The following is a 26161-nucleotide window of genomic DNA, read 5'->3' on the forward strand; positions in this document are numbered from 1 at the left end:
ATCGCGCCTGCTGTGCGGGTAATGGGCCGGGGTACGATGCGCGCTGAGGGGCGTATTGGACACGGGGTGTGTGGGTGAAGGATTTTCTCGACGGGGTCGCGGGGCCGAGCAGTATCACCGATCGGCATTTCGTCCGGCACGTGGAGCGGGCGGTCGCGGAGTTGGGTGCGGGGATCACCTGGCACAGCGGGCACTGGATCGGCGAGATCAGCAGGGGCGCGGCGCGGGGGTTGATCATCGGGTACTCGTTCCCGCTGAACAACGTCGCCTCGGCGAAGGCCGCTGACGACAAGGTCGCGACGACGGTGTTGTTGGCGGCGGCGAAGGTGCCCTGCGTCGAGCACCGGCTGGTGCGTCCGGGGTGGACCGGGTCGGCGCCGGTCAACTGGGACCGGGAGTTGCCGGTGGTGGTCAAGCCGAACGTGGAGTCCGGGGGTCGGGGGGTGCTGCTGGCGGCCACGCGGTCCGAATTGGACTCGGCGATCAGGGAGCTCAGCGGCCGGTACCGGGCCATCGCGTGGTCGCCGTTCCTGACCGTCGCCGACGAGTACCGCACGGTGTTCCTCGACGGCGAACTGCTGCTGGCGTTCCGCAAGGTCCGCACCGGGGCGACCGAGTGGCGGCACAACCTGCACCTCGGCGCGACCCCCGAGGTGTGCGTCGACCCGGCCGTGCTCGACCGGCTGACCCAGGTCGGCGGCGACGCGATGACCGCGCTGGGGCTGCGGTTCGCGACCGTGGACGTCGTCGTGGTCGACGGGGAGCACCTGGTGATGGAGGTCAACAGCGGGGTGTCGCTCGAGCGGTTCAGCAGGCACAGCCGCGAGTACGCCGCCCTCGCCGGGGACGTCTACGCGAAGGCCGTCGCGGCCAGCGTCAACTAGAGGTTGACGATCCGGTCATCGTCAACCTATGGTTGACGGCATGAACGCACCTCGACTCGACGACCTGATCGCCGCCATCGAACACCGGACCGACGACCCGCTCGGCAGGCTCACCGAAGCCGTTGTCCTCGGCCGCCACCTCGACGAGGTGGCCGACCACCTGATCGGCCACTTCGTCGACCGCGCCCGCCGCTCCGGCGCCTCGTGGACCACCATCGGCGACAGCATCGGCGTGACCAAGCAGGCCGCGCAGAAGCGGTTCGTGCCAACCGAACCCGCGACCGGCGAGGACGACATCCGCATCTTCGCCCGCTACACCGACGGCGCCCGCCAGGTCGTGGTCCGCTCCCAGGAGCAGGCCCGCGCCGCGCACCTGCCCGAGATCCAGCCCGGCCACCTGCTGCTGGCCCTCCTGCAGGACGACGCCGTGGCCGCCCTGATCCCCGACGCCGACCAGGTCTCGACCACCACCAGGACCACCCTCGGCACCGGCACCGCCCCCACCGAGGACGCCATCCCCTTCTCCGCCGCCGCCAAGAAGGCCCTGGAACTGGGCCACCGCGAAGCCCTTCGCCTGGGCGGCGACAAGATCTGGCCGGAACACCTCCTCCTCGGCGTCCTCACCATCGCCCCGGACCACGGCGTCACCCGGGAGCAGGTGGAGGAAGCCCTGCGCGCCAGGGGTGAGTGACTAGGCGTGCGTCAGAGTTCGATGCGGTGACTGGATTCCCCGTCTTCACCGCTGACCAGCACCGCCCCGTGCGTGCCTTGCCGTGGTAGCAAGGAGATCTCGTACGTTCCCGGTTCGATCGGGCCCGTGCCGTAGATCCGGGTCGGCAGCCAGGGGCCCGTGCCGTTGAGCTTGATCACGACCGGGATGGTGTCGGTGTGGTCGTCGATGACCGTCAGGCGGGTGCGGCCGGTCGTCAGCGGGATCGCCAGGGATTCCAGTTCGCCGCCGGTGATGCGGTGGGCTTGTACGCCAACGGTGTGCGGGTATTCCGACAGTGCGACCGCTTCGCCGCGGGCGATCAGCAGTGCCCCGCGGGCGGTTTCGGTCGGGTCCGCCCAGCGCACCGAGGTGACCCGCCCGGCCGCCGCCGCGGTGACCGCCTCCAGCACCGCCGTCGCCGCGTTTCCGCCGGTCACCACCGCGTGCGGCAGCAGCGGTCCGTCGACCCGGCCCAGTAACCGCCGGACGGCCGCCGCGGCAACCTCGCTGGGGGAGTCCCGCCAGCCCGCGCTGGTCAGGTCGCTGTGCGCGGCGTCGACCAGTCGTGTGGTCACACCGTCCACTATGTACACGGCAGCGTCCACTGCGGACGCTCCAACGTCGAGTGCCAGCAGCGCCCCCGCCGGGCGGCCCGGCCTGCATTGTGCGGCGGCGACGCATTGCAGGCCGGGTACCAGGCGGGCGTCGGCGAATCCGACCTCGGTGGTCAGCACCCGCGCGAACGCCTGGCCGGTCTGGCTGGCCTCCGGTGCGACGACCGCGTGCTCGTCGAACACCGCCCACCGGTCGGGCACCGCGAACACCACGCTCGCGCCGCCGGGGTCCACCGGCACCAGCCCGGTGAACACCTCGCCGAGGAACCGGGCCAGCCGCCGCGCCGCCGACCGGGTCGAGACGTGCTCGGCGATCCCGGTGGGTGACCCGCTCGGTAGCGGCGGGCTCGCGCACTCGTGCACCGACCCGGCCGCGGCGATCTTGGTCCGCGCCGTGCCGATGTCGATACCGACCGCGTTCGTGCTGGTCATCGGTCCTGCGCCACCCTGGTCAGCGGGAACGGCACGGTGGTCGCCGGACCGGCGCGACCGAGCACGCGGGCGTCGGCGGCGAGCCGGTCGGCGGTGGCCCAGTCGGCGCGCAACGGGGTCCCCGGACGGGTCAGCGCGGCCCACACCGCGCCCGCCTTGTCGCTGGTCTCGTTGTTCTGCGCGCACCACGCGGGCTGCTCCCACACCGCCACCCGGTGCACGTCGTCGCGCTCCAACCTGGCCAGCAGGTCCGGCCAGCGGTGCTGGTTGGGGCAACTCGGCGCCAGCCGGTAGCCGAGGTCGGTCGGGTGCGGCGGCCTGCTCCCGAGCAGCACGAGGGTCCGCGGTACCGGCCGCCACGGCATGCTCGCGGCAGCCCACAAAGCATCTTCGACGGGAGCGGCGCACTGCTCGACCAGCGGTGTCGCGCGCAACCGGTCGACGAACTCGCGGGCCAAGTGGAGTGCGCCGAATTCCTGCACGGCAAGGACTTGCTGCGGTTGGCGTCCTTTGTGGTCGGAGTAGCCGAGTACCGCGATCCGCGCCGCCGCCGGGTCCGGGTGCTCGCGCTCGATGGTGTCGAACAGGTCCAGCGCCAGGTCCCGCCTGCGGTCGAAGGCCTCCCCGCCGAGTTCCACGGCGACGACCAGGTCGACGGCGTGGTCGTGGCGGCGGTAGCGCGGCGGCACCCGGTCCAGCGAAGCGGGCCAGGTGTCGACGGCCCACTGGTCCGGCTCGGTGGCGGGCTCGACGATCTCCACCGCGCACGGTCCGGTCAGCCGGACGCGGATCGTGTGCTGCCGGTCCGGCGCGAGTTCGCACGTCGCCGCGCTGATCGGTGTGCAGCGCCACGGCGGTGCGCCTGGCGGACCCGCGACCACAGCGAGCAGCACCGGTTCGCCCTGCGACGGCGCGCCGACCCGGACCACCGCCTCCTGGCTGTCGAGCGCCGTCGCGCCGCGCGGGAACAGCGGGTGGGTGACGGTGCTGGTGCGGCCGTCGGCGGCGACGTCGACGAGGACCAGGCCGCAGGCGTGGCTCTGGGGAACGGCACGGGCGAGGGCGCGGACGAGGTCGTCGTCGATGGGGGGTTCGTCGCCGCGGATGTGGTGGGTGGCGGGCCAGTCGCCGACCAGGTCGTCCGCGGTGCGCCAGCCGGTGAGCCGGTTGAGCACGACCGCGTCGTCCGGCCAGTCGGGTTCGAGCACGGCGGTGCCCGCGGCCAGCGCGAGCCGGGCCTGGTCGTCGTCGGCGGGTAGGCCGAGCGCCTGCCAGCTGTGGTGCTCGGTGCCGGAAAGCCGGGGTCGACCGAGGCCGTCGGTCTCGAGGTGGCACTCGGTGATCCCGGCGGGACCGATGTCGATGATCGTCGCGGTGGTGAGCAGCACCGGGCCGATCGCGGCACCGACCGTGCCGAGGTCCTGCCTGCGCGCGGCCGCGGCGTCGATCGCGGCTCTGAAGTCCGATTGTTCCGGCCTCGACCCGCGGGCGCGCAGCACCAACCTGGCGAACCGGACGGGGTCCCCGGCATCCGGGTAACCGGCGGCGAGCGCGGCCGCGGTCAGGTCCCAGGTGCGGCAGGCGGCGGCGAACGCGGTCGCGAACGAGTGTGCGCGCGCCGCCGAGGGTGGGCCGACCCACGGACCGGCCGACAGCAGCCACCCGCAGCCGGGGCAGTGCGTGCCGACCGGGTCGGTGCGCTGGCACACCGGGCAGGTCGCGCTCGTCATCGCTTTCCTCGATCGCCGAAACGTTCGCCCGCGACGCCGTGATCGCCGTCTGCTGTGGTAGTCACCGAACCCCGGCGGCGCGTTACAAGCGCGATATTCGGCCAATCTCCCGGTGAACTCGGGGTTGCGGGAAATGGGACAACATTCCGCCGCGACCACGATTCCGGTCGTAGTACACCTTTCCGTCGACTGGGTGTCACTGAATCCAGTTACGGTCGGGCCGCGCACACACAGAGCGGAGTGGGCCCATGGAGCGTCGCAACTTCCTTCGGGTGGCCGTCGTCGGTGGTGCCGCCGCCGCGTTCGGCGGCGCGTCCTGGGGGACCGCCTTCGCGGCGACCGCCCAACCCGGTCCCAGTCCCTACGGCGCGCTTCTGGCGGCCGACGCCAACGGCATCCACCTGCCGGTCGGCTTCGCCAGCCGGGTGATCGCCCGCACCGGCCAGAAGGTCGCGGGCACCGACTACTTCTGGCACCCTGCCCCCGACGGCGGCGCCTGCTTCGCCGACGGTGCGGGCTGGATCTACGTGTCCAACAGCGAGGTTCCGCTGGTCGGCGGGGTCGGCGCGGTCCGGTTCGACGCGTCGGGCGCGATCACCGGTGCCTACCGGACCCTGTCGGGAACCAACGTCAACTGCGCGGGCGGCGCGACCCCGTGGGGGACCTGGCTGTCCTGCGAGGAGATCGACTACGGCCGCGTCTTCGAGACCGACCCGTGGGGTGTGCGCGCTGCGGTCGCTCGCCCCGCGCTGGGCAAGTTCAAGCACGAGGCCTGCGCCGCCGACGCCGACCACGGCTACATCTACCTGACCGAGGACACCACGGACGGGTGCTTCTACCGGTTCCGCCCGACTACCTGGGGTGACCTCTCCAGCGGCGTGCTCGAGGTCATGACCGGCGCGAACGACCTGGTGGACGGTCCGGTCGGCTGGGCAAGGGTCCCGGACCCGGACGGCTTCCCGATCACGACCCGCAAGCAGGTCCCCACCGCCAAGCGCTTCAACGGCGGCGAGGGCTGCCACTACGCGGCGGGCACCTGCTGGTTCACCACAAAGGGCGACAACCGCGTCTGGTCCTACCGCCCCGCCACCTCCACCATCGCGCTGACCTACGACGACTCCCTGGTCACCGGCACCCCGCCCCTGACAGGTGTCGACAACATCACCCGGTCGGCCACCGGCGACCTCTACATCGCCGAGGACGGCGGCGACATGGAGATCAACATCATCACGCCAGCCGGTGTGGTGGCGCCGTTCCTGCGGATCGCGGGCCAGTCCTCGTCGGAAATCACCGGCCCCGCCTTTAGCCCGGATGGCCGCAGGCTCTACTTCTCCTCCCAACGCGGCACCGCCGGAAATGTCTTCGGCGGCATCACCTACGAGGTGACCGGCCCCTTCCGGAGTTGATCCACCCTCAGTTCTCCACCGATTTGCTTTGTAGTCGCCGTGGTGCCCCGGTCAACTGACGGCGGTTAGGCGAGAACGGCTTCTATCTGCGTCGCCAGTGCGGCGTCCTTGGCGGTGATGCCGTTCGCCGAGTGGGTGGTGCAGCGGAAGGTCACCTTGTTCCACCTGATGTCGATGTCCGGGTGGTGGTCGGCGGCCTCGGCGAGGTCGGCGACCCGGTTGACCACCGCCATCGCCGCGGCGAAGTCGGCGAGTTCGGCGACGCGGACCAGGCCGCCCTCGTTGAGGCGCCAGCGGGGGAGGGTGCCAAGGGTCTTGCCGATTTCCTGGTCGCTCAGCAGTTCAGCCATGGTGTCCATCCTCGCCCCAACGGCAGGCGTACGCTCATCGCGCCACGGGAGTCCGGATGTCGGGCTGAGAGGAGGGCGCGCAGCCCTCGACCGTCCACACCTGATCGGGGTCATGCCCGCGCAGGGAGGTGCTCGTGGCGCGCACGCCCGAGGAAGGACATCCATGCGCCGTCTCAGTCTCCTGCTGGTGGTCGCCGCGACCCTGACCGCGAGTTGCACCAGCAGCACCCAGAGCAACGGCGAGCGCACCGTCGTCCTGGTGACCCACGACTCGTTCACCGTCGAGCAGTCCGTGCTCGACCGCTTCCGCGCCGACACCGGGATCAAGGTCGACGTCCGCAAGAGCGGCGACGCCGGGGCGTTGACGACGCAGTTGGTGCTGACGAAGGCGGCGCCGATCGGGGATGTGGCCTTCGGGGTGGACAACACGTTCGCGTCGCGGGCGCTGGCGGAGGGCGTGTTCGCCGAGTACCGGCCCGCGGACGCCGACAAGGGGCCGCAGAAGTTCGCGGTCGACGGCCTGAACCGGCTCACCGCGGTCGACGTCGGCGATGTCTGCGTCAACGTCGACCTCGCCACGCTCGCGGGCCGCGAGTTGGCCACGCCGACCAGCTTCGAAGACCTGGCCGACGCGCGCTACAAGGACATGCTGGTCATCGAGGACCCGGCGACCAGTTCACCCGGGCTCGCCTTCCTCATGGCGACGGTCGCGCACTACGGCGCCAAGGACTGGCCCAACTACTGGAAGCGCCTCAAGGACAACGGCGTGAAGGTCGTCGCCGGTTGGGAAGAGGCGTACACCCAGGAGTTCTCCGGCTCTTCGGGTAAGGGGCCGCGTCCGCTGGTCGTCTCCTACGCGTCTTCCCCGTCCGCGGAGGTCGGGACCGACGGCAAGCCGAGGACCGCGGCCGTGCTGGACACCTGCTTCCGGCAGGTCGAGTACGCCGGTGTGCTCGCCGGTGCGAAGAACCAGGACGACGCGCGCAAGGTCGTCGACTTCTTGATCTCCGAGACCTTCCAGAAGCTGGTCGCCGAGTCGATGTACGTCTACCCGGTGCGCGACGGCATCGCGCTGCCTGAGGCGTGGCAGAAGGCGTCGCCGCGGCCGGAGAGCCCGGCGTCGTTGCCCGCCGAGGACATCCAGGCCAACCGGGAGCGGTGGATCGAGCAGTGGCGCACGGTCGTCCGGGGTTAACCGGAGCTCTCGCCGCCGCTGCAGTGCCGCTGGGTTTCCTGGCGGTGTTCTTCCTCTGGCCGGTGGCGGCGATCGTCCAGCTCGGCCTCGGTGACGGGCTCGGCGCAGTTCTCCTCGCGCCGAGCACCTGGAAGATCGTCGGCTTCACCTTGGGGCAAGCTGCTGCGGCGACGGCGGTAGCGGTGATCACCGGCATGCCGGTGGCCTTCCTGATCGCTCGGACTTCTCTGCGCGGCAACGCCTTCATTCGAGCGGCCGTGATGGTGCCCTTCGTGCTGCCGACCGTCGTCGTTGGGCTGGCGTTCCGGTCCCTGTTCGGCGAGGGCGGCCCGGTCGCGATCATCCTGGCCAACGCGTTCTTCAACGTCGCGGTGGTGGCCAGGACGGTCGCCGCTCTGTGGTCGCATGTGGACAGACGGGCCGAAGACGCCGCCCGGTCGCTCGGGGCGTCCCGGCTGCGGACCTTCACCTCGGTCACCCTGCCCGTGCTGCGACCGGCGATCTCCTCCGCCGCTGCCGTGGTGTTCCTGTTCTGCGCCACCAGTTTTGGCGTGGTCCTGCTCCTCGGTGGCGGCGAGTACGCGACGTTGGAGACCGAGATCTACCTGCGCACCGTGCAGCTGTTCGACCTCACCGGCGCGGCGGCGCTGTCGCTGCTGCAGATCACCTCGGTCGTCGCGGTGTTAGTCATAGGAGCCGTCCTGCGCCGCCGGTCGACCACCCTGCGGCTGCGCGGCCGCGCGGACACCACCCGCCGACCCGCCGGTGGTGAGTGGGGCATCGTTGCCGCCGCCTACCTCGTCGTGCTCGCCCTGTTCGTCCCGATCGCATCGCTGGTCGCGAAATCGTTCGAATCGGGACTCGACGGCTACCGGGCGCTCGGCGGGACCGGTTTCCGCGGATCGCTGCAGGTCACCGGCTGGGAAGCGGTGCTCAACTCGCTGCGCGCGGCAACGGATGCCACCCTGCTCGCCCTGGTGCTCGGTGGCATCTCCTGCGTCGCACTGGTCACCCTCGGGCGGACCAGAGCCCGCCCGAGCCTCGTCGAGGGCATCGACACCGCGTTGATGCTCCCGCTCGGCGTCTCCGCGGTCACCGTCGGCTTCGGGTACCTGATCACCTTGCACCTGCTCCCCGGTGACCTGCGCACCTCGCCCCTACTGGTCCCCCTGGCGCAGGCGCTGGTGGTGACGCCGCTGGTCATCCGCACTCTGCTGCCGGTGCTGCGCGCCATCGACACCCGCCTGCGCCAGGCCGCCGCCACCCTCGGTGCCGCCCCGCTGCGGGTGTGGCGGGAGGTCGACCTCCCGCTGGCCGCCCGCTCGTTCGTCGCCGCCACCGCGTTCGCCTTCGCGGTCGCCCTTGGCGAGTTCGGCGCGACCAGCTTCCTCGCTCGACCCGAATCAGCCACCCTGCCGGTCGTCATCGGCAGGCTCGTCGCCCGCCCCGGCGAGCTCAACAACCAGATGGCCTACGCGTGTTGCACCCTGTTGATGCTGGTCACGGTAGCGATCGTGATCGTCGTCGACCGGTTGCGCGTCGGCTCGGTAGGGGAGTTCTGACATGCTCCAGATCACCGACCTGACCGTGCACTACGGCCGCCAGCGAGCGGTGGACGCGGTGGACCTGCGGATCGCCGACGGGGAGGTGCTCGCCCTGCTGGGTCCGTCCGGCTGCGGCAAGTCGACCCTGCTGCGCGCGGTCGCTGGCCTGGAACCCGCGGACGGCGCGATCTCCTGGGACGACGTGGACCTCAGTGGCGTCCCAGTGCACCGACGCGGGTTCGGCCTGGTCTTCCAAGACGGCCAACTGTTCCCGCACCGCACAGTGGCGGGCAACGTCGTCTTCGGCCTACGCATGGCAGGCGTCGCCCGCCCCGAACGCGACCGCCGCGTAGAGGAGCTCCTGGACCTGGTTGGCCTCGCTGGCTTTGGAGCAAGAAGGGTCACGGAGCTCTCTGGCGGTGAACAGCAGCGGGTCGCCCTAGCGAGAGCTCTTGCTCCAAGACCCCGCCTGCTGCTTCTTGACGAGCCACTGTCTGCCTTGGACAGATCCCTACGCGAGCAGCTGGCCATAGACCTGTCTCGGCTCCTAAGAGACTCCAAGACCACTGCCTTGGTCGTCACCCACGACCACGACGAGGCATTCACCTTGGCTGACCGGGTAGCCGTCATGCGAGAGGGCAGGGTCGTTCAGTCCGGTCTCCCAGATCAGGTCTGGCGTCACCCAGTGGACGAAGACACCGCAAGGTTCCTGGGTTGCAGCACCTTCGTAGACGCCCCCGCGAAGGACGGCGTTGTCCAAACGCGATTCGGTTCTCTCGCGCTTGATGTGCCCGACGGGACCACGCACCTCGGTCTTAGGCCGTCCGCGCTAAGAGTCGGCGGCGGCCCTGTCGCAGGTCTGGTGCAGGCCGTCGTTCACAGGCGCGACCACGTGCGCGTCACAGTGCGGACGGGGGAGCAAGAGGTCGACGCGGTGGCTGGTATCGCCACCGCGCCATCCCCCGGAGAACAGATCCACCTGGAGCTCGACCCAGACGGCATCGCCGTCATCGGGTAGGTCACCCGTCCCGCGTGAGCATCCGGCTGTAGGCGATCGACCCGCCGATCACCAGGTAGCACAGGCCCCGCAGGCTGCCCTCGATGAGCGGGCCCCACTCGATCGGGTCCCGGACGACCTCCGACACCGCGTCCCAGCTCGTCGTCACCAGCACCGGGTCCACCCCGTCCAGCGCCGGGATCGCCGAGAGCACCCCCGACACGATCACCACGCCCAGCGTCACCACGACCACGATCAGCGGGTGCTCGGTGAACGCCGACACCGCCAGCGCGACCGCGGCCAGCGCCCACACCTGCAGCGTCACGTACAGGACCGTGATCAGCACCCGGCCCAGCGCGTCCATGAACGGCAGCGAAGTACCCGACGCGGTCAGCATGCCGTCGCCGCCGAGCAGGATGACCCCGCTGAGGATGCCGGTCAGCGCCATCAGCAGCACGGCGAGCAGGGTCACCGAGGCCACCCCGAACGCCTTGACCGCGAGCAGCCGCCCGCGCCCCACCGGGGCCATCAGCATGCCGCGCAGCGTCCCGTGCGCCGATTCCCCCGCCAGCGCGTCCGCGGCCAGCATCGCGCCGGTCAGCGGCAGCAGCATCGCCATCGCGATGGACAGCGCGAAGATCGGCAGCAGCATCCCGTTGCCGACGACCAGCGCCGCCAGTCCCTCGGTGCCGCCCTCCTCGCCGTTGGCGGTCGCGATCGCGATCCCGACACCCATCAGCACCGGCACCAGTGCCAGCAGGCCGAGCCCGATCAGCGTGCGCGGCCTGCGCAGCACCATCCGCAGTTCCGAGCGCAGCACCCGTGTGATCGGTGCCCGGCGCACCACCAGCGTGCTCATCGGGCCTCCTCCGCGATCAGCGTGTCCAGCTCGGTCATGTCGGCCGTCGAGGATGCCTCGGTCAGCCGGGCGAACAGGTCTTCCAGTCCGGTCCGCTGCTTGCGGACCTCGTACACAGGCACCCCAGCGCGCACCAGTGCCTCTACGACAGCGGGCGCGGTAGTGGCCGACAGGTCCACGCGCACCCCGTCTGGAGTGGGTCGCGCAGGCACCCGCTGGTCTCGCAGTGCGTCGACCGCGGCCGTGGCCTCCGGTGTCGTCACGAGCAAACTCCCGCTACCGGCCTCTAGAAGCGCCGACAGCTCCCCCTGCGCCACCACAGTGCCCTGGTTGAGAACCGCGACGTGCGTACAGGTCGCCTCAACCTCAGCTAGCAGGTGCGAGGACACCAGCACGGTGGTCCCCGCCGCGTGGAGGTCCGCGATGATCGTGCGGATCTCCCTAGTGCCAGCCGGGTCCAAGCCATTGGTCGGCTCATCGAGCACTACGAACTTGCGAGGCACCAGAAGCGCCGCCGCCAAACCCAGCCGCTGCTTCATGCCGAGCGAGTACCCCCGGAACCGTCGCCCCGCAGCCGCGGTAAGTCCCACCCGCTCTAGCGCCGCCCCCACGGCGTTAGGCACATCCGCGGTGGCCAACAGCGGCTCCGCAGCACCGAACCGCAGCAGGTTCTCCCGCCCGGAGAGGAACGGGTAGAACCCGGGCCCCTCCACCAGCGCCCCCACCTCGGGCAGCGCCTTGGCCGCCCCGTCCGGCATCTTCTCGCCGAGCAGCTCCACCTCACCCGCGGTGGGCGTGACCAGACCGAGCAGCATCCGGATGGTCGTCGTCTTGCCTGATCCGTTGGGGCCGAGCATCCCCAGCACCGCGCCCGTCGGGACCTCCAGGTCGACGTTGTCCACGGCGACCGTCCCCCGGTAGACCTTGCGCAGGCCCTTGGTGCGGGCGGCCGCGGTACCCACCGCGGCCGCCCCCTGCTCGGTCAAGCCGCTCACTTCTGCCCGAGGGCGTCGATGAGGACCTGCTGCGGCACGGCACCCACGGCGATCCGACCGTCGGTGGTCACCAGCGCGGTGCCGACCTTGGTCGAGATCGCGTACCCGGTGCCGAACGGACCGCTGACCTCCTTGCCGAGCCGCTTGAGCATGCTCGTCACGTCGACCGCCTGCCGCTCACCCGACTGCGGGACCTGCGCCGACAACAGCGCCGCGGGCACCTGCCCGGTGGCGACGGTGTCCCAGCCGTCCCCGACGATCTTCAGGTTGGCCGCCTTGAACAGGTCTTCCCGGTCACCCTCGTTCTTGCCCTCGGTGGACCCCTCGACCACCTTGGCGCCCGCGGGCGGGGTGAAGGTGAACAGCGCCGGGTCCTGCGCGCCCGTGCTGAACTCGGTGAACCCGACCCGCAGCGCGGGCTCGGACTGGCCGTTGGCCAGCACCTCCAGCCGCAGCGGCACCCTGGTCTCGGAGTCGACCGACACCCGGACCTCGCGCAGCAGCGTGCGCTCGGTCGGCTTCGGGGTCAGCACCAGCTGGTAGACGGACCTGCCCGCGACGCGCGCCGTGCCGTCCACCGAGACGGTGCTGGACTCCTTGATCAGGTCGACGACCTCCTTGGCCGCGGCAGCCGGGTCGGCCAGCTTGTCCTCGACCTCCTTGGGGTCGGCGCCCTTGGCCGAGTCGAACTTGGTGACCGACCGGTTCGCCGAGCTCCACAGCCAGGTGGTGGTGCCGTCCTGCACGAAGGTGCGCTCGCCGCTGCCGTCCTTGAGCGAGACCCGGCCGCGGCCGGTGCCGTCGGCGTAGACCCGCGCGACGTTGTCGCCGGAGACCTGCGGCAGGCCCGGGATGGGCAGGCCGATGTCGTTGCGCAGCTCGACCGCGCCAGCCAGCGACGGCACGTGGGCCTCGATGGTCGACTGCACCAGTGCCTCCGCGCTGATCGGCGGCAGCACCGGCGGTGTCTCGTCGGCCCCGGCCGGGCTGGCGATCAGGACCAGCCCGGCGACCCCCGCCGCCGTCCCCGCCGCCGCGACGGTCAGCGCCGTCCTCTTCCTGTCCATTGCTCTCTCCCTGTTCGGGTTGTCGTTCCCGCACCGAGAACACTGCGCCCTGGTCGCTGAGATGGTGCTGAGAGCGGCCACGCTGCTGAGAGTCGGCTGAGAGTCCGCGCCCCGCGCGGGGCGATAGCGCCATGATGGCACTCGTGAAGCCTCGGGTGTTGGTGGTCGACGACGAGCTCGGCGTGCGCCGGGCGCTGCAGCGCGGGCTGACCGCCGAGGGCATGGACGTGGTCGTGGCCGCCGACGGGCCCAGCGCCCTGCGCGTGGCGCTGACCGGGGCGTTCGACGTGATCCTGCTCGACATCATGCTGCCCGGCCTGTCCGGGTACCGGGTGCTCGAGCGGCTGCGGGGCGAGGGGGTGCGCACGCCGGTGCTGCTGGTCTCGGCCAAGGACGGCGAGATCGACCAGGCCGACGGGCTCGACCTGGGCGCGGACGGGTACCTGGTCAAACCGTTCTCGTTCGTGGTGCTGGTCGCCCAGGTCCGCGCGGTGTTGCGCCGCGGTGCCGATGAGGGCGGTGGCCGGACGCTGCGGCTGGGGGCGCTGGAGATCGACCGGGGGACTCGGCAGGTGCGGTTCGCGGGGGCGCCGGTGTCGCTGAGCCCGCGGGAGTTCGCGGTGCTGGACACGCTGGCGGGCCGGGCTGGGTCGGTGGTCACGAAGGACGAGCTGCTGCGCGCGGTGTGGGGCGACGAGCAGGCCGCGACCCGCAACGCCGTGGAGGTCTACGTCGGCTACCTGCGCCGCAAGCTCGACGCGGCGGGCGCGGACGGCATCGTGCGGACCGTGCGCGGCCACGGGTACCTGGCCTCGACCTCGGACCTCGACGCCGCCATCGACCCGGCACCCAGGTGATCGACTTCTTGTGGCGCCGCCGCTCGATGCGGCTGCGGGTCACCGCGGTCGCGACGGCGGTGACCTTGGCGGTGCTGATCGCGCTCGCGCTGCTGACCAGCCGCATGATCGGGCCGCTGCTGGTCAGGTCTGCCGATGACGAGCTCGCGCCTGTGCTGTCGGCGGCCGTTCAGTCTGTCGCTGCTGGTGAGACTCCGGTGCCGGGGTCGCCGAACATCCATGTGCACGTTCTGGACACTGCAGGAGACCCGGTAGATGGGCAGCCTGCGCCGGTGTTGTCCTACGCGGATGTGCGGGTCCTAAAGGCGGGCACGCCTGTCCTACGACTGACGGACACGCCTCCAACGCGGTGGCAGGGGACAGTCACTACGGCCCCCGACGGATCCCAGCGCCTGGTGATCGTTGGCACCGGGCTGCCCGGGTACTCCGCTGCGCACGGCAGTGCCATCAGGTGGCTCTTGATCGCGGCGATCATCGTTGCGGCCGCCGGTGCGCTGGCCACGTGGTTCGCGGTCAGCTCGGCGCTGCGACCGGTGCAGAGGATGCGCCTGGCCGCAGCTCGCCTGGGTGCGGGCAAACGTTTGCCCCTGCCGACTTCCCACGATGAGCTGCGCTCTCTCGCGGGGGCGTTGAACGACCTCTTGGCCCGCCGAGACGAGGCAGCGGACCGCCTGCGCCGCTTCACGGGGGACGCGGCTCACGAACTCCGGTCTCCCGTCGCGTCGATTCGCGTCCAGGCAGAGGTAGCCGTGCGACACCCCGACCCGGAGCTGTCGCAAGAGGTCCTGACCGAGGTGGTCCACGAGTCCGAGCGCCTATCGGCCTTGGTCGACGGCCTACTGACACTGGCCCGGTCTGACGCGGGCGAAGTACCCCCAGCCGAACCGGTAGACCTAACGGCGGCCACCCACGATGCCGCCGCCCGCTGCTCCGACGACGGCCCAGAGGTCGTAGTCCACACACCGACCGGCTTGTGCTGGGTCTGGGCCGCGCACAACGAGGTCGACCTGGTCTTGGACAACCTGCTCCGCAACGCGAGCCGCCACGCCCGGTCTCTTATAACGGTGACGGTGATCCCCGGCCCCACAGTGACCCGCCTAGTGGTCGACGACGACGGCTCAGGCATCGCTGCGGAGCACAGGCAGCGTGTGTTCGACAGGTTCTATCGCGTGCAGGACGACCGAGCCCGTAGTAGCGGCGGCACAGGCCTAGGGCTCGCATTGGTCGCGGAGGTAGTCCGCCGACGTGGTGGGACTGTGCGCGTGGCTGAGTCACCCGAGGGCGGCGCGCGGTTCTTGGTGAGTTGGCGCACGACGTCGGTGTCGTAAGGATGACCGCCATGCGCGTAGTGGTGGGAACAGCGATCGTCGGCTCACGGGGGCTCTTGGCGCAAGAGCGCGCGTTTCCGCCTGAAGTGGCGGGGATGTGGGAGGTACCGGGGGGACGGGTAGAGCCGGGCGAGACGGAGGAAGAGGCCGTCCGTCGGGAGTGCATGGAGGAGCTGGGTGTGATCGTGGTTGTGGGGGAGCGCGTAGGCCCAGACGTGCCTTTGCGCGAAGACTTGGTCCTACGCGTCTATAGGGCTGATCTGGTTGATGGAGAACCCACCGCCCGAGAACACAAAGCCCTGCGCTGGCTCACAGCAGAAGACCTACCGACCGTCGAGTGGCTCCCAGCGGACCAGGTACTGCTGCCTGCCCTACGCGCCCTGTTGCCGTAAGAGAACGTGCCGCCGCGGTCGGCGCGCCCCTAGTGACGTCAGGCGGACAGTTCGACCTGGATGAGGTTGACCAAGGTCTCCAAGGCCCCTCGGGTGAACCGCATGGTGAGGTCCTGCCCGGTGACGGACTCGTTGAAGTGCACGTCGACGCCGTCCGAATCGGTCTCGAGGCGCATCGGGCAGTCAGCGGTGATGGTGACGAACGTGTCGACGATGACGGGACCCTGTCGCATGGTTTCTCCTGGTTGGTGGGGTCGAGATCGCGCTCCGGTGCCGCATGGCTACGCTGCGGAGGCGACCTCGGTGGTGTGGGTTACATGTATCCCATAACCTAGGGGGTACATGCATCCGGAACTAGACGCCCGATCGGGTGTAGTTCCCCCCAGCGCAACGAGATGGTGGGATGGCTATAGCCGTGCCCACGACGACAGGAGAATCGATGGCGAAGGGCGCAGCCACCATGCCCCGAGTCTTCCTCGGCGTGGCCCTGGCCCAACTCCGCGCCGACGCGGGCATCTCCCTGGAAGCGGCGGCCAAGCACGTCGGCAAGTCCCGCCAACGCCTCATGAACCTCCTCGAAGGCAGAGCCACCTTCACCGCGGAGGAGTTGCGCCACCTAGCCCAACACCTAGGCGCCACCGGCGACCGGTTGTCGGAGCTAGAAGCCCTAGGCGCCGAAGCCCGAAAATCCCCCACCGGCGACCCCTACACCGACCTAGGCCCCGAATCCTGGCGCCGCGTCGCCTACCTAGAGGCGAAGGCAGAGTCCATCCAGGACTATGAGTATGGGATCTTCCCTGCTCTGATCCAGAGCGCCTCCTACGCAGAGGCTCTCATCCGCGCCACCGAAGGCGTATGGCAAGACTCCCTGGGCGATCAGGTTCGTGCCACCCGCGCGGCGTTCCGACTCAAGCGGCAACAGTTGGTCTTCGACTCGGCGGAGCCGAAGCGGATCAGCCTCTTCTTCACCGAGGACACCTTCAACGCCGGAGTCGGCTCACCGCACGTGATGAGCGAGCAGTGCCAGCACATCCTCGACTTGGTCGAGGCTCATGACAACCTCGATGTGAGGATCATCCCGGCATCCACTTGGGACAACCCGGCCCAGAACGGTGGCTTCGTGCTGTTTGGCTTCGGCGAACTGCTTCGGCCCATCGGGTTTCTCCCGGTCATCTACGGGCCATCCACGTACATGGACGGCCCTGAGGACACCAAGCGGATGGCCCGTGCCTTTGCGCGCCTCGGCGAACTGGCCCTCAGTCGTGACGACAGCCTAAAACTGGTTTCCACGAATAGGGAAAGGTTCGCGAGATGAAGATCGGTCCCCAAGACACCGGCTGGTTCAAGAGCTCCTTCAGCGGCGGCGCCAACGACCACTGCCTCGAAGTCCGCTTCACCGAAGGCAACCCGGTAGCCATCCGCGACTCCAAGAACCCCACCACCGACCTCGCTGCCCCCTCCGCCGCCTGGTCCCACCTCATCCACTCCATCCGATGACCACCGCCTGGTTCAAGAGCACCTTCAGCGGCGCCGCCAACGACAACTGCGTCGAAGTCCGCTTCACCGAAGGCAGCCTCGTCGCCGTCCGCGACTCCAAGAACCCCTCCGCCACCCTCACCATCCCCACCTGGCGCCACTTCCTCACCACCCTCACCCGCTGACGGCATGGCATCCTCGGCGGCATGGACTACACCGTGTCGCCGTGGGTGCTGACCTGGGACGAGGTCGATCCGGGTCGCCACCCGTTCGACGCCGGTCCGGTGCGCGACGTTGTTCGGGAGTTGGCCCCGGCAGTGCCCGCTCCGCTGACCGCGGAGGAAGAAGCGGCGCTCGACTGGTCGGAAGATCCGGGCTCGCGCTGGACGGATGCCATGACCGCGAGCCTGGTGGATCGCTACGGGTCATGGGCCGTCGGGTGGAGTTGGGGCAAGGATGAGAGTGACTACGGCGGTGGTCCGGTGGGTAGTTGGTGCTGTGCGAGGGACTCCATCACCACCGCCGAGGAAACCGTCGCCCGGGTGGCCGATTCGTTGATCGAGTGGCGGGGGTGGCTGGAGGAACTCGCCGGGTGCTTCGAGCGGTTCCCGTTGGCGGACCTCCGGGAACCTGAACGGTTCCAGGTTTGGGAACGCGGCGCGGTCTGGCTGGTGCACCACGTGGTGGAGCGCACCGGCGCGGGCGACGCCTGGTACCGGCATTGCGCGCAGGTGCTGACCTGGTTCCTCGCGCGCTGGGGTGTGTCCGGCGATGTCGCGGCGCGGATGGTCGAGCAGGCGATCGGCGGCCGGTTCGACAGTTGGATCGTGCCAGCCGACAGCCTGGTGGACGACATAGCCGGCCACATCGCCTGTGCCGCCACCAGCCCGTGATCGACCACCTGCGCATCTGGTGCCAGATCCGAGAACAGGTTCCCTGGCAAGACATCCGCCACGGCCCCGACTGGCCACCCGCCCCCGTCCAAGCCCACCGCGACGGCCTGACCCACCAAATCACCACCGTCGACCAAGCCCGTGACCCCGCCCGGGCCCGAAGACTCCTAGCCGCCTACGACCAGGCGCGCGCCGATACCGCCAGCCCCCTCACCTTCGGCCTACTAGCCCAATGGCAACAAACCATCCTGGGCGTAGACGACGCGCCATTCCGCAACGGCCCAGCATTCGCCAAGGCCGGTCGCGAGCACTACGGCCTCGACCCCGATACCCCCGCCCTCTTCGACCTTTGCCTAGCAGAGACCGAGGATCCCGCCCTCCCCATCGCATCCCGCGCCGCCCGCGCCTACCTCGACATCTGCTTCTTCCACCCCTTCCCCGACGGCAACGCCCGCTCGGCCCTTCTAGCCCTCACCTTCGTACTGGCCAAGCAAAACATCGTCCTCGACCAAGTAGCCCCCCTCACCCTCCAACGCCCCGCCCACGACCCAGACGGCCCCCAAGCCCTCGCCAACCTCGTCGTCACCCTGATCGAAAACACCCAACGCCGCTCCGATTCCGCCCCGGAGCCGAAACCCCACAGATCGACTTAACGCCGCTCAACGCTCACTTGCCTTTCCACCGCGCACGCCCGCTGAGGCGAGTTCGCGGACTGGCGGAGGCCCCTACGATGACACTGTGTCCATCGCCGAGTCCGCACAGCGGTTGGCAAGGCTCGCCGCGTCAGTAGCGGATCTGCAGCGCTTCCTCAAGGACTGGCATCGTGGGTTGGACGCGGTGGATAGGGACATCGCAGCACTTCTAGGGCCGTCTTCGCGAACAGTCGACATCAATGTCGCGCTCGGACGAGCCGAACACTGCCTGCAAGACCTGAACGCCGTACTCGATCAGGTTTCAGACAAGATCCGTGCTATCGCGGATCACCACCTCGGCAACCAAGTAACCGGTCCGAGAGCTGATAGGCGCGACCTCCGCGCTGGCCTTCCTCCCGACTTGCCGAGCACGAAAGACCGCTTGCGACGACGACCGTCCGCAAAAACACACGGGCGGTGGAGTGGGTCAGACGGTCGAGTTCGCGAAGAGATCAGCGGGTGGGACGACAAGTACCACGCGGCTGTCCGGTGGTTCAAGGATCAGCCGGGTGCGAGAGTGCCGATGGCCGCCGCCGACGTGGAGGTGAAGGTGGCTGTGCACATGCGCGACAACGAGATCAGGGAGGTGACGCTCGCGATCAACAACATCCCGTGCGTCGGCGAGTGGGGGTGCGACACCTTGGTGCCGCGGATCCTGCCGCGTGGATACACTTTGACAGTCCATGGATCCGGCGGATTTCGTGCCGTGTATCACGGGGAGGCGAGTCCATGAACGTGGTCAGGGTCTACTTCGAGGACGACGAGCCGCTCGTTGTCCGTACTCTCGAAGAGGTCACCGCGTTCCTCGACGGCGCACGGGCTGACTCCCGGCAACACGATCTGCCGTTGTTCTCGCAGTGGTACCTCGACGCCGAGCCCGGTGCGGTGGAGTTCGGTGTCGGTGTGAACGGCGATCTGGGCGCGCTCACCTTCTCCGGCGGGAACTGGCCGGGCTTGTGGTTCAGCCAAGGCACATCCTCGGCGGAGGGCCTGCTCGGCTACGACTACATGGGCCATGAACGGCCGGTCCCGGCCTCCAGCGAGATCCCCTTCGACGACATCGGCCGGGCCGCAGTGGAGTTCCTCACCACCGGGGACCGGCCGACGTGTGTCGAGTGGGTTGAGCTGGGGTGATCAGCGGCGAGCCGCCTGCTGTATCCAGGTCACGACCGTGCGGTTGCCCGGATGGGCGTTTCGCGCCGCCCGTGGTGGCGCCTAGCCTCGGGTCATGCGCCTCACGGGTGAGCCGTCTGAACGGTCCCGGGTTCCGCCTGCGGCGCCGGAGCGGGTGCGCTCTCCGCTGGAGATCTTGCAGGGGCGGGTGGGGAACCGTGCCGTGCAGCGGCTCGTCGCGTTGCAGCGGGAACCCACCGCCGAGCAGAGCGCGGAGTTCGACGGGTATGTCAAAGCCGGTGATTGGGGGCGGGCGGCCTGGGTGCTCAACGACTGGCAGTCCGGTGACATCGCGGCGCGGCTCAAGCTCCTGTCCAAGACCCAGTTGGAGTTGTTGAACGAGGGCGCCTGGCACGGGGGCAAGAGCAACGTGGACGCCGCGGTGCGTGCCGCGGACCCCGGCGCGGCGATCCGTGGTGCGTTGCGGGTCCTCATCTGGGGCAAGCGGTGGGGTGAGGCGGCGACCCAGCTCGCCGGTCTTGGCCGCATGCCTGCGCTCATCTACGTCCGCAACCTGGCCAACCAGAAGCTGATCACCGGCGACGAACTGCGCCAGTTGGTGGGGTTGGCCCCGGATGTGCGGTTGCGCCCCGGCGACGCGCTGACTGTGCGCCACACGACCTACGTCGTCTACGCCACGACAGTTCGGTTCGAGGGGGAACCTGCTTGGCGCAACAGCAATCCCGGTGCTCTTAAGCTACCTTCCCCGGCAATCCCCGGGTGGGGCTACACCGACATCGATCCGGACTTGTTCCTGGTATTCCCCGACTCGGCCACGGGGCAGTCCGCAGCCATGGCGAACCTGGAGTTCCAGGCCAAGGAGTTCAGCGGCAGGTCAATCGTGGACACCATGCGCAAGTACGCGAGCATGCCGTCCGACGATCCGGTGGCCTACGCCAACAAGATCGTCACAGCCCTCGGCGGGCCACCGGTGACCAGGGACACCCCCTTCGGCAGCCTCACCAAGGCCCAGTTGGAGACGGTCAAGGGTGTCATCTTCGCCACCGAGAAGGGCAAGGTCGGCAGGGAGGTCCCGCATGACTCCACCGAACTGCCCGGCGAGATCCGGGACCTGCTGATGCCGTGAACATCCCGGCGGGTGTTGGGGTCCGCCGAAGCCGTACCGAACCCCAACGCCCGCCTGGTCACTTCACCCGCTGAGCCCCGCCATCCGCAGCGCGGACTCCAGCACGTGCTGGCCCCGCTCGCGAGCCCGCTCAGCACCCGCCGCCCGGATCGCGTCCAGGCCCGCCACGTCGTCCAGCAGCTCCAACGCCGATGAGCGCAACGGGGACAGCTCCTCAACAACCGCCTCCGCGACGGCTTCCTTCAGTTCGCCGTACGAGGAGTACTCGTCCGCCACCTCTATAGGCGACCGGCCAACGCACGTGGCCAGGATCTCCAATAGGTTCGCGAGTCCAGGCTGGGTCGTTGGTCGATACTCCAGGCGATTCTCGTTGTCCGTCACCGCGCGCATCACCTTGCGCCGCACCAGGTCTGGCTCGTCCAACAAGAACACGACGCCCGCGTTGTCCTGTGTGGACTTGGACATCTTGCGGGTTGGGTCTGAAAGGTCCATCACACGAGCAGCGGTCGGTGCCATCACCGCGCGCGGTACGACGAACACCTCGCCGAAGGTCGTGTTGAAGCGGCGGGCCAGACTTCGGGCCAGTTCGACGTGCTGTGTCTGGTCTTGCCCCACCGGCACCTCTGTCGCGCCTTGCAACAAGATGTCCGCCGCCATCAGCACCGGGTACGTCAAGAGGCCGAGCCGGACCGTGCCTTGGCCGTCGGCCTTGGTCTTGAACTGGGTCATCCTGGCGGCCTCGCCGAACGAGCAGGTGCACTCCAGGACCCAGCTCAGCGCCCCCAGCTCGCGCACCAGGTCGGACTGCACGAACACCCGGTCCGGCTTGATCCCGGCGGCCAGCAGCACGGCCAGCAGCTCCCGGGAGAGCTTGCGCAGCCGTGACGGGTTGTAGGACACGGTCATCGCGTGCAGGTCGCTGACGAAGTACAGGTCACCGGGGGTGCCCTCGCGCGCCCACCGGCGGATTGCGCCCAGGTGGTTGCCCAGGTGGGCGTGGCCGGACGGGGTGATCGCCGACAGGCGGGTCATCTCTTCGCTCCTCGAAGCCGGGGCCGCCCGTCCCGGGACCCGCTGGGCCGCCCGGGGTGGGCGGCCTGTGGGGTGCACAACGTCAGGGCCGCCGGTCGGTGGCCCACCACAGGGTGACGTTGCGAGTGCTCATCACGACGAACGGTAGCGCAGCCGTCACGCCGCCTTCAATCGTTTCAACGCCAGCACCGGGCACTTGCCGCACCGCGGTTTCGACTGGCAGCACTTCTTCTTGACCTTCCCCGACTTCATCAGCTTCCGCACCGCCTCGGCGGGCGTGCGCTGCTTTTTCCCCACGTCACACCCCCAGCGCTCCGGCGAAAACCCGCAACTGAGGTTAGGTTAACCTTTCTAGATCCCGTGCGTGGTGCTGCTCACACCACCCCACGGGGTATCCTGGTGTACGCCATCAGCAGCTCATCAGCTGCGCGGGCGCCCCTGCCACGTGACACCTGCCCGGGCCGCCCTCAACCGACAGAGCAAGGAACCGGGAGCACGCGCGTGCCCACAGCGACCGCATCCGCCGAGCAGGCCACCTCCGGCCTGCGCCGCAACGACCTGCGCAACGTCGCCATCGTCGCGCACGTCGACCACGGCAAGACGACCCTGGTCGACGCCATGCTGCGCCAGTCCGGCGCCTTCGCCGCGCGTGCCGAGCTGGTCGACCGGGTCATGGACTCCGGCGAGCTCGAGCGGGAGAAGGGCATCACGATCCTGGCCAAGAACACCGCCGTGCGCCGCCAGACGCCGGACGGGCCGATCGTGATCAACGTCGTCGACACCCCGGGCCACGCCGACTTCGGCGGCGAGGTCGAGCGTGGACTGTCCATGGTCGACGGCGTGCTGCTGCTGGTCGACGCCTCCGAGGGCCCGCTGCCGCAGACCCGGTTCGTGCTGCGCAAGGCGCTGGCGTCGAACCTGCCGGTCGTGCTCGTGGTCAACAAGGTCGACCGACCGGACGCGCGCATCGCCGAGATCGTCGAGGAGACCCACGACCTGCTGCTGGAGCTGGCCTCCGAGCTCGAGAACGTCGACGAGTCGGTGCTGGACCTGCCGGTCGTCTACGCCTCCGCCCGCGCGGGCATGGCCAGCCTCAACCAGCCCGAGGACGGCGGCCTGCCCGACAGCGAGAACCTCGACCCGCTGTTCGACCTGCTGATGGACAAGGTCCCCGCGCCGCTCGCCGACGCGAGCGGGCCGCTGCGCGCCCTGGTCACCAACCTCGACGCGTCCAGCTTCCTCGGCCGCATCGCGCTGTGCCGGATCCACTCGGGTCGGCTGCGCAAGGGCCAGACCGTGGCCTGGATGCGCGAGGACGGCTCGATCTCCAACGTCCGCATCACCGAGCTGCTGGTCACCGAGGCCCTGGACCGGGTGCCCGCCGAGGAGGCCTCCGCCGGTGAGCTCGTCGCCATCGCGGGCATCCCGGACATCACCATCGGCGACACCCTCGCCGACTTGGACAACCCCGAGGCGCTGCCCCGGCTGACCGTCGACCTGCCCGCCATCTCGATGACCATCGGGGTCAACACCTCCCCGCTGGCCGGGCGCAACGGCGGCAACAAGCTCACCGCGCGGATGGTCAAGGCCCGGCTCGACACCGAGCTGGTCGGCAACGTCAGCGTGCGCGTGCTGCCCACCGAGCGCCCCGACGCCTGGGAGGTGCAGGGCCGCGGTGAGCTGGCGCTGGCCATCCTGGTCGAGCAGATGCGCCGCGAGGGCTTCGAGCTGACCGTCGGCAAGCCCGAGGTCGTCACCCGCACCATCGACGGCAAGCTCTGCGAGCCGTTCGAGCGCCTGACGGTCGACGCGCCGGAGGAGCACCTCGGTGCCATCACGCAGCTGCTGGCCAACCGCAAGGGCCGCCTGGAGCACATGGGCGGTCACGGCACCGGCCGGATCAAGGTCGAGTACGTCGTCCCGTCGCGCGGCCTGATCGGCTTCCGCACCGACTTCCTCACCGAGACCCGCGGCACCGGCATCGCCAACGCCATCTTCGAGGGCTACTTCCCGTGGGCCGGTGAGATCCGCAGCCGCCACACCGGCTCGCTGGTCGCCGACCGGCAGGGCCCGACCACCGCGTACGCGATGCTCCAGCTCGCCGACCGCGGCACCTTCTTCGTCGACCCGGGCGCTGACGTCTACGAGGGCATGGTCGTGGGCGAGAACCCGCGCGCCGAAGACCTCGACGTGAACGTCACCAAGGAGAAGAAGCTCACCAACATGCGCTCGTCGTCGGCGGACGTCTTCGAGACGCTGGCCCGGCCGCGCAAGCTGAGCCTGGAAGAGGCCCTCGAGTTCTGCGCCAACGACGAGTGCGTCGAGGTCGCCCCCGAGGTGGTCCGAGTCCGCAAGGTCATCCTCGACGCCACCACCCGAGGCCGCCAGCGCTCCCGCGACAAGGCCCGCGACCAGCGCTGACCTCCACCCCGCTTCGACCGCTCGGGACCACGGTGCCTGCCACCGCGGTCCCGAGCGCGTTGTGGGGTCCGGGGCGGTGGAGATCACACGGAACCTGGTCCCGGGCCCGTGCGTCATCCGGTTGGCTGCATAACCGGTGGCGTGGCGGGTCTGGGAGCATGGATCATCCGGGGGTCGCCTGGGGAGGAGAGTTCGTGCGGGCTAGGGGAGCGCGGTGGGTGGCCGTCTTGGCGGCCATGGCGTGCGCTGCGGCCTGCACCAACGCACCGCCGCCGCCGTTGGTGACGACCGAGGTGGCCAGGACCCAGACGACGAAGTTGCCGACGCCGAACGAGGCCGTTGTCGGGGTCGACAGCGTCACCGGGGGGTACAACCCGCACAAGTTGGCCGACCAGTCCGCGATCACGACGGCGCTGTCGCAGGTGTTGCTGCCGTCGGTGTTCCGGCCCGGTCCGGACGGCACGCCCGTGCTCGACCGGACGTTGATGGTCTCGGCGGAGGTCACCAGCGCGGAGCCGTACACGGTCACCTACCGGTTGCGACCCGAAGCCGCGTGGTCCGATTCGGCGCCTATAGCCGCCGAGGACTTCGTTTACCTGTGGGAACAGCTGCGCGAGGAACCCGGCGTGCTCGACAGCGCCGGGTACCAGCTCATCTCGAACATCTCCGCGCGGGACGCGGGCCGGGTCGTCGAGGTGACCTTCTCCAAGCCGTACCCGGGGTGGCGGGGCCTCTTCACGAACCTGCTGCCCGCGCACCTCTTGAAGGACATCCCCGGCGGCTGGTCCAACGTGCTCCGGGAGAACTTCCCGGTCACCGGTGGTCCCTTCTCCGTCCGCGGCATCGACCGCGACCGCGGGGAGATCGTCCTAGAGCGCAACGACCGCTACTGGTCCACTCCAGTCCCTCTAGACCGGGTCATCCTCCGCCGCGCGGACGCCGACGGCATCGCGTCCGCTCTTAAGTCCGGACACGACCAACTGGCCCTCACGGCGCCAGACGCCGACGAGCTCCCCGAGTACACCAACCTGGGTCTTACCGTCACCAGCTCGGTCGTCCCGCGAACGTCTGTGGCCACTGTCCTGCTTAGGCCGGTCGGCGCCGCTATGGCCGATCAGCGCATCCGGTCCGCAGTGATCGCTCTTACCGACCGCGAAGCCCTCATCAAGGCGGGCACCGGCGGCGGTCCCGGTTCCACGTTCGCGGCCAACGCCCTGGTCCTAGCTCCGACCGCCAAGAACTACGCAGCGACCGGCCCGGCGCCTACGAAGCCAGACGTCGCACTAGCCGAAGGGCTCCTCGCGCAAGCCGGGTACACCAAGCTCAACGGCAGCTGGGCGCTCGGTGAGACCCCACTTAACCTGGTGATCGCCGCGCCTGCCGGTAGGTCCGCTTACGTCGACATCGCCAGGGAGCTCCAACGCCAACTGTCCGCGGGCGGCGTCCAATCGCGGCTGATCACACCCGAGTCCGCCGACCTGTTCACCACCTTGCTCGCCCCGCAACCCCCCACCGCCACCGCGCCCGTCGAGCAGGTGGACCTCGTAGTGGCCCCCCAATCGACCACAGGCGACCCCGCGACCGTCCTGGCGACCCGGTTCGGCTGCGGCCCCGTCCAGGCGGGCAGCGTGCCGACGGCGGCCAACCCGACCGGCTTCTGCGACCAGACCGTCCAGGAGGTCGTCGACAAGGCGCTCACCGGGTCGATCTCCTTCGCCGAGGCGACCGGCCTGGTCGAACCGACCCTGTGGAACCGGGCCGTGGCGCTGCCGCTCTACCAGGAGGCGGACTCGCTGGTGGTCCGCCGGGAGATGTCCGGGGTGTCCGCCGGACCCCCCGGCGCGGGTCCCTTCGCGACGGCCCCTCAGTGGCAGAGACCCTCGGGGTGACTCAGACCACTCTCCGTCATGACATGACACCGGTGGGTACCGACTGGTAACGGTCTCGTTGCACCCGGACGCCTGCCGGTCACCCTTTGGTCACGATCGACGCGCCACAGGTGACCCCGGTGACAGTTGATTCCTA

The 26161-nt window shown here is 69.6% G+C and carries 28 protein-coding genes and 1 riboswitch; of the genes, 19 read left to right on the forward strand and 9 right to left on the reverse strand.

What is annotated here, in order from left to right:
* The first annotated feature begins 74 nt into the window (after positions 1 to 74).
* A complete protein-coding gene (locus tag JOD54_RS11210; RefSeq protein ID WP_204450477.1) occupies positions 75 to 884 on the forward strand; it encodes an ATP-grasp domain-containing protein in 810 nt (269 codons plus the stop codon).
* 40 nt (positions 885 to 924) lie between these two features.
* Positions 925 to 1575 carry a Clp protease N-terminal domain-containing protein gene (locus JOD54_RS11215; protein WP_204450478.1) on the forward strand — a complete coding sequence of 217 codons (651 nt, stop codon included), beginning with the start codon at positions 925 to 927 and terminating at the stop codon, positions 1573 to 1575.
* An 11-nt stretch (positions 1576 to 1586) separates the two neighbouring features.
* Here JOD54_RS11215 and JOD54_RS11220 read toward each other — a convergent pair whose 3' ends face one another.
* Both JOD54_RS11220 and JOD54_RS11225 read right to left on the reverse strand, forming a co-directional pair.
* Complete coding sequence (locus JOD54_RS11220; protein WP_204450479.1) at positions 1587 to 2642, reverse strand: hypothetical protein; 1056 nt, start codon at positions 2640 to 2642, stop codon at positions 1587 to 1589.
* Positions 2639 to 4372, reverse strand: coding sequence for a hypothetical protein (locus JOD54_RS11225; protein ID WP_204450480.1), 1734 nt, complete (start codon positions 4370 to 4372; stop codon positions 2639 to 2641). The genes JOD54_RS11220 and JOD54_RS11225 overlap by 4 nt, the downstream gene beginning before the upstream one ends.
* Positions 4373 to 4620: 248 nt before the next feature.
* Between JOD54_RS11225 and JOD54_RS11230 the strand changes: the two genes are divergently transcribed.
* Positions 4621 to 5778 (forward strand): alkaline phosphatase PhoX, encoded by a 1158-nt coding sequence (locus JOD54_RS11230; RefSeq protein ID WP_204450481.1) that lies wholly within the window; start codon positions 4621 to 4623, stop codon positions 5776 to 5778.
* A gap of 65 nt (positions 5779 to 5843) precedes the next feature.
* Here the strand turns inward: JOD54_RS11230 and JOD54_RS11235 are convergent, their stop codons facing one another.
* Positions 5844 to 6128, reverse strand: coding sequence for a 4a-hydroxytetrahydrobiopterin dehydratase (locus tag JOD54_RS11235; RefSeq protein ID WP_204450482.1), 285 nt, complete (start codon positions 6126 to 6128; stop codon positions 5844 to 5846).
* A gap of 34 nt (positions 6129 to 6162) precedes the next feature.
* Positions 6163 to 6272, forward strand: a riboswitch (TPP riboswitch).
* A gap of 19 nt (positions 6273 to 6291) precedes the next feature.
* On the opposite strand from JOD54_RS11235, the gene JOD54_RS11240 reads away from it, so the two are divergent.
* The 3 genes from JOD54_RS11240 to JOD54_RS11250 are packed head-to-tail and all read left to right on the forward strand — an operon-like array spanning position 6292 to position 9885.
* Positions 6292 to 7323, forward strand: coding sequence for a thiamine ABC transporter substrate-binding protein (locus tag JOD54_RS11240; protein WP_204450483.1), 1032 nt, complete (start codon positions 6292 to 6294; stop codon positions 7321 to 7323).
* Positions 7299 to 8885, forward strand: a complete 1587-nt coding sequence (locus JOD54_RS11245; protein WP_204450484.1) for an ABC transporter permease — start codon at positions 7299 to 7301, stop codon at positions 8883 to 8885. The genes JOD54_RS11240 and JOD54_RS11245 overlap by 25 nt, the downstream gene beginning before the upstream one ends.
* Position 8886: 1 nt before the next feature.
* The gene (locus JOD54_RS11250) at positions 8887 to 9885 is read left to right on the forward strand and encodes an ABC transporter ATP-binding protein (protein ID WP_204450485.1); all 999 of its coding nucleotides are present in this window, start codon (positions 8887 to 8889) and stop codon (positions 9883 to 9885) included.
* A 1-nt stretch (position 9886) separates the two neighbouring features.
* Here JOD54_RS11250 and JOD54_RS11255 read toward each other — a convergent pair whose 3' ends face one another.
* Genes JOD54_RS11255 through JOD54_RS11265 form a run of 3 tightly spaced genes read right to left on the reverse strand, consistent with a single transcriptional unit; the run spans position 9887 to position 12785 of the window.
* Complete coding sequence (locus tag JOD54_RS11255) at positions 9887 to 10723, reverse strand: ABC transporter permease (RefSeq protein ID WP_204450486.1); 837 nt, start codon at positions 10721 to 10723, stop codon at positions 9887 to 9889.
* Positions 10720 to 11709, reverse strand: coding sequence for an ABC transporter ATP-binding protein (locus JOD54_RS11260; protein WP_239573342.1), 990 nt, complete (start codon positions 11707 to 11709; stop codon positions 10720 to 10722). Before JOD54_RS11260 ends, JOD54_RS11255 begins: the two co-directional genes overlap by 4 nt.
* A gap of 5 nt (positions 11710 to 11714) precedes the next feature.
* On the reverse strand, positions 11715 to 12785 hold the full coding sequence (locus tag JOD54_RS11265) for a LolA family protein (protein ID WP_204450488.1): 1071 nt from the start codon (positions 12783 to 12785) through the stop codon (positions 11715 to 11717).
* A gap of 131 nt (positions 12786 to 12916) precedes the next feature.
* Between JOD54_RS11265 and JOD54_RS11270 the strand changes: the two genes are divergently transcribed.
* From JOD54_RS11270 to JOD54_RS11280, 3 genes are read left to right on the forward strand one after another with little or no spacing between them, the layout of a single operon-like run.
* Positions 12917 to 13642, forward strand: a complete 726-nt coding sequence (locus tag JOD54_RS11270) for a response regulator transcription factor (RefSeq protein WP_204450489.1) — start codon at positions 12917 to 12919, stop codon at positions 13640 to 13642.
* Between the two features lie 26 nt (positions 13643 to 13668).
* The gene (locus JOD54_RS11275; RefSeq protein ID WP_204456208.1) at positions 13669 to 14970 is read left to right on the forward strand and encodes a sensor histidine kinase; all 1302 of its coding nucleotides are present in this window, start codon (positions 13669 to 13671) and stop codon (positions 14968 to 14970) included.
* 11 nt (positions 14971 to 14981) lie between these two features.
* Positions 14982 to 15362, forward strand: a complete 381-nt coding sequence (locus JOD54_RS11280; RefSeq protein ID WP_372440299.1) for a (deoxy)nucleoside triphosphate pyrophosphohydrolase — start codon at positions 14982 to 14984, stop codon at positions 15360 to 15362.
* A gap of 38 nt (positions 15363 to 15400) precedes the next feature.
* Here the strand turns inward: JOD54_RS11280 and JOD54_RS11285 are convergent, their stop codons facing one another.
* Positions 15401 to 15595 carry a hypothetical protein gene (locus tag JOD54_RS11285; protein ID WP_204450491.1) on the reverse strand — a complete coding sequence of 65 codons (195 nt, stop codon included), beginning with the start codon at positions 15593 to 15595 and terminating at the stop codon, positions 15401 to 15403.
* A 170-nt stretch (positions 15596 to 15765) separates the two neighbouring features.
* On the opposite strand from JOD54_RS11285, the gene JOD54_RS11290 reads away from it, so the two are divergent.
* From JOD54_RS11290 to JOD54_RS11325, 8 genes are all read left to right on the forward strand, one after another.
* A complete protein-coding gene (locus JOD54_RS11290; protein WP_204450492.1) occupies positions 15766 to 16677 on the forward strand; it encodes a helix-turn-helix domain-containing protein in 912 nt (303 codons plus the stop codon).
* Positions 16674 to 16859, forward strand: coding sequence for a DUF397 domain-containing protein (locus JOD54_RS11295; RefSeq protein ID WP_204450493.1), 186 nt, complete (start codon positions 16674 to 16676; stop codon positions 16857 to 16859). Before JOD54_RS11290 ends, JOD54_RS11295 begins: the two co-directional genes overlap by 4 nt.
* Complete coding sequence (locus tag JOD54_RS11300) at positions 16856 to 17023, forward strand: DUF397 domain-containing protein (RefSeq protein WP_204450494.1); 168 nt, start codon at positions 16856 to 16858, stop codon at positions 17021 to 17023. Before JOD54_RS11295 ends, JOD54_RS11300 begins: the two co-directional genes overlap by 4 nt.
* A 21-nt stretch (positions 17024 to 17044) precedes the next feature.
* Positions 17045 to 17731: a hypothetical protein gene (locus JOD54_RS11305; RefSeq protein ID WP_204450495.1), complete on the forward strand. Its 687-nt coding sequence runs from the start codon at positions 17045 to 17047 to the stop codon at positions 17729 to 17731.
* A complete protein-coding gene (locus JOD54_RS11310; RefSeq protein ID WP_204450496.1) occupies positions 17728 to 18384 on the forward strand; it encodes a Fic family protein in 657 nt (218 codons plus the stop codon). Before JOD54_RS11305 ends, JOD54_RS11310 begins: the two co-directional genes overlap by 4 nt.
* 85 nt (positions 18385 to 18469) lie before the next feature.
* A complete protein-coding gene (locus JOD54_RS35500) occupies positions 18470 to 19156 on the forward strand; it encodes a DddA-like double-stranded DNA deaminase toxin (protein WP_204450497.1) in 687 nt (228 codons plus the stop codon).
* Positions 19153 to 19557, forward strand: a complete 405-nt coding sequence (locus JOD54_RS11320; protein ID WP_204450498.1) for an Imm1 family immunity protein — start codon at positions 19153 to 19155, stop codon at positions 19555 to 19557. The genes JOD54_RS35500 and JOD54_RS11320 overlap by 4 nt, the downstream gene beginning before the upstream one ends.
* Positions 19558 to 19651: 94 nt before the next feature.
* A complete protein-coding gene (locus JOD54_RS11325; RefSeq protein ID WP_204450499.1) occupies positions 19652 to 20683 on the forward strand; it encodes a hypothetical protein in 1032 nt (343 codons plus the stop codon).
* A gap of 63 nt (positions 20684 to 20746) precedes the next feature.
* Here JOD54_RS11325 and trpS read toward each other — a convergent pair whose 3' ends face one another.
* Positions 20747 to 21715 carry a tryptophan--tRNA ligase gene (gene trpS / locus JOD54_RS11330; protein ID WP_204450500.1) on the reverse strand — a complete coding sequence of 323 codons (969 nt, stop codon included), beginning with the start codon at positions 21713 to 21715 and terminating at the stop codon, positions 20747 to 20749.
* 156 nt (positions 21716 to 21871) lie between these two features.
* A complete protein-coding gene (locus JOD54_RS11335; protein WP_204450501.1) occupies positions 21872 to 22012 on the reverse strand; it encodes a hypothetical protein in 141 nt (46 codons plus the stop codon).
* 204 nt (positions 22013 to 22216) lie between these two features.
* Between JOD54_RS11335 and typA the strand changes: the two genes are divergently transcribed.
* Both typA and JOD54_RS11345 read left to right on the forward strand, forming a co-directional pair.
* Entirely contained in the window at positions 22217 to 24136 is a 1920-nt protein-coding gene (gene typA, locus JOD54_RS11340; protein WP_204450502.1) for a translational GTPase TypA, read from the forward strand.
* 194 nt (positions 24137 to 24330) lie between these two features.
* Positions 24331 to 26025: an ABC transporter family substrate-binding protein gene (locus JOD54_RS11345; RefSeq protein WP_307859938.1), complete on the forward strand. Its 1695-nt coding sequence runs from the start codon at positions 24331 to 24333 to the stop codon at positions 26023 to 26025.
* Positions 26026 to 26161 lie beyond the last annotated feature (136 nt).

This window comes from Actinokineospora baliensis (assembly GCF_016907695.1).
Taxonomy (GTDB): Bacteria; Actinomycetota; Actinomycetes; order Mycobacteriales; family Pseudonocardiaceae; genus Actinokineospora; species Actinokineospora baliensis.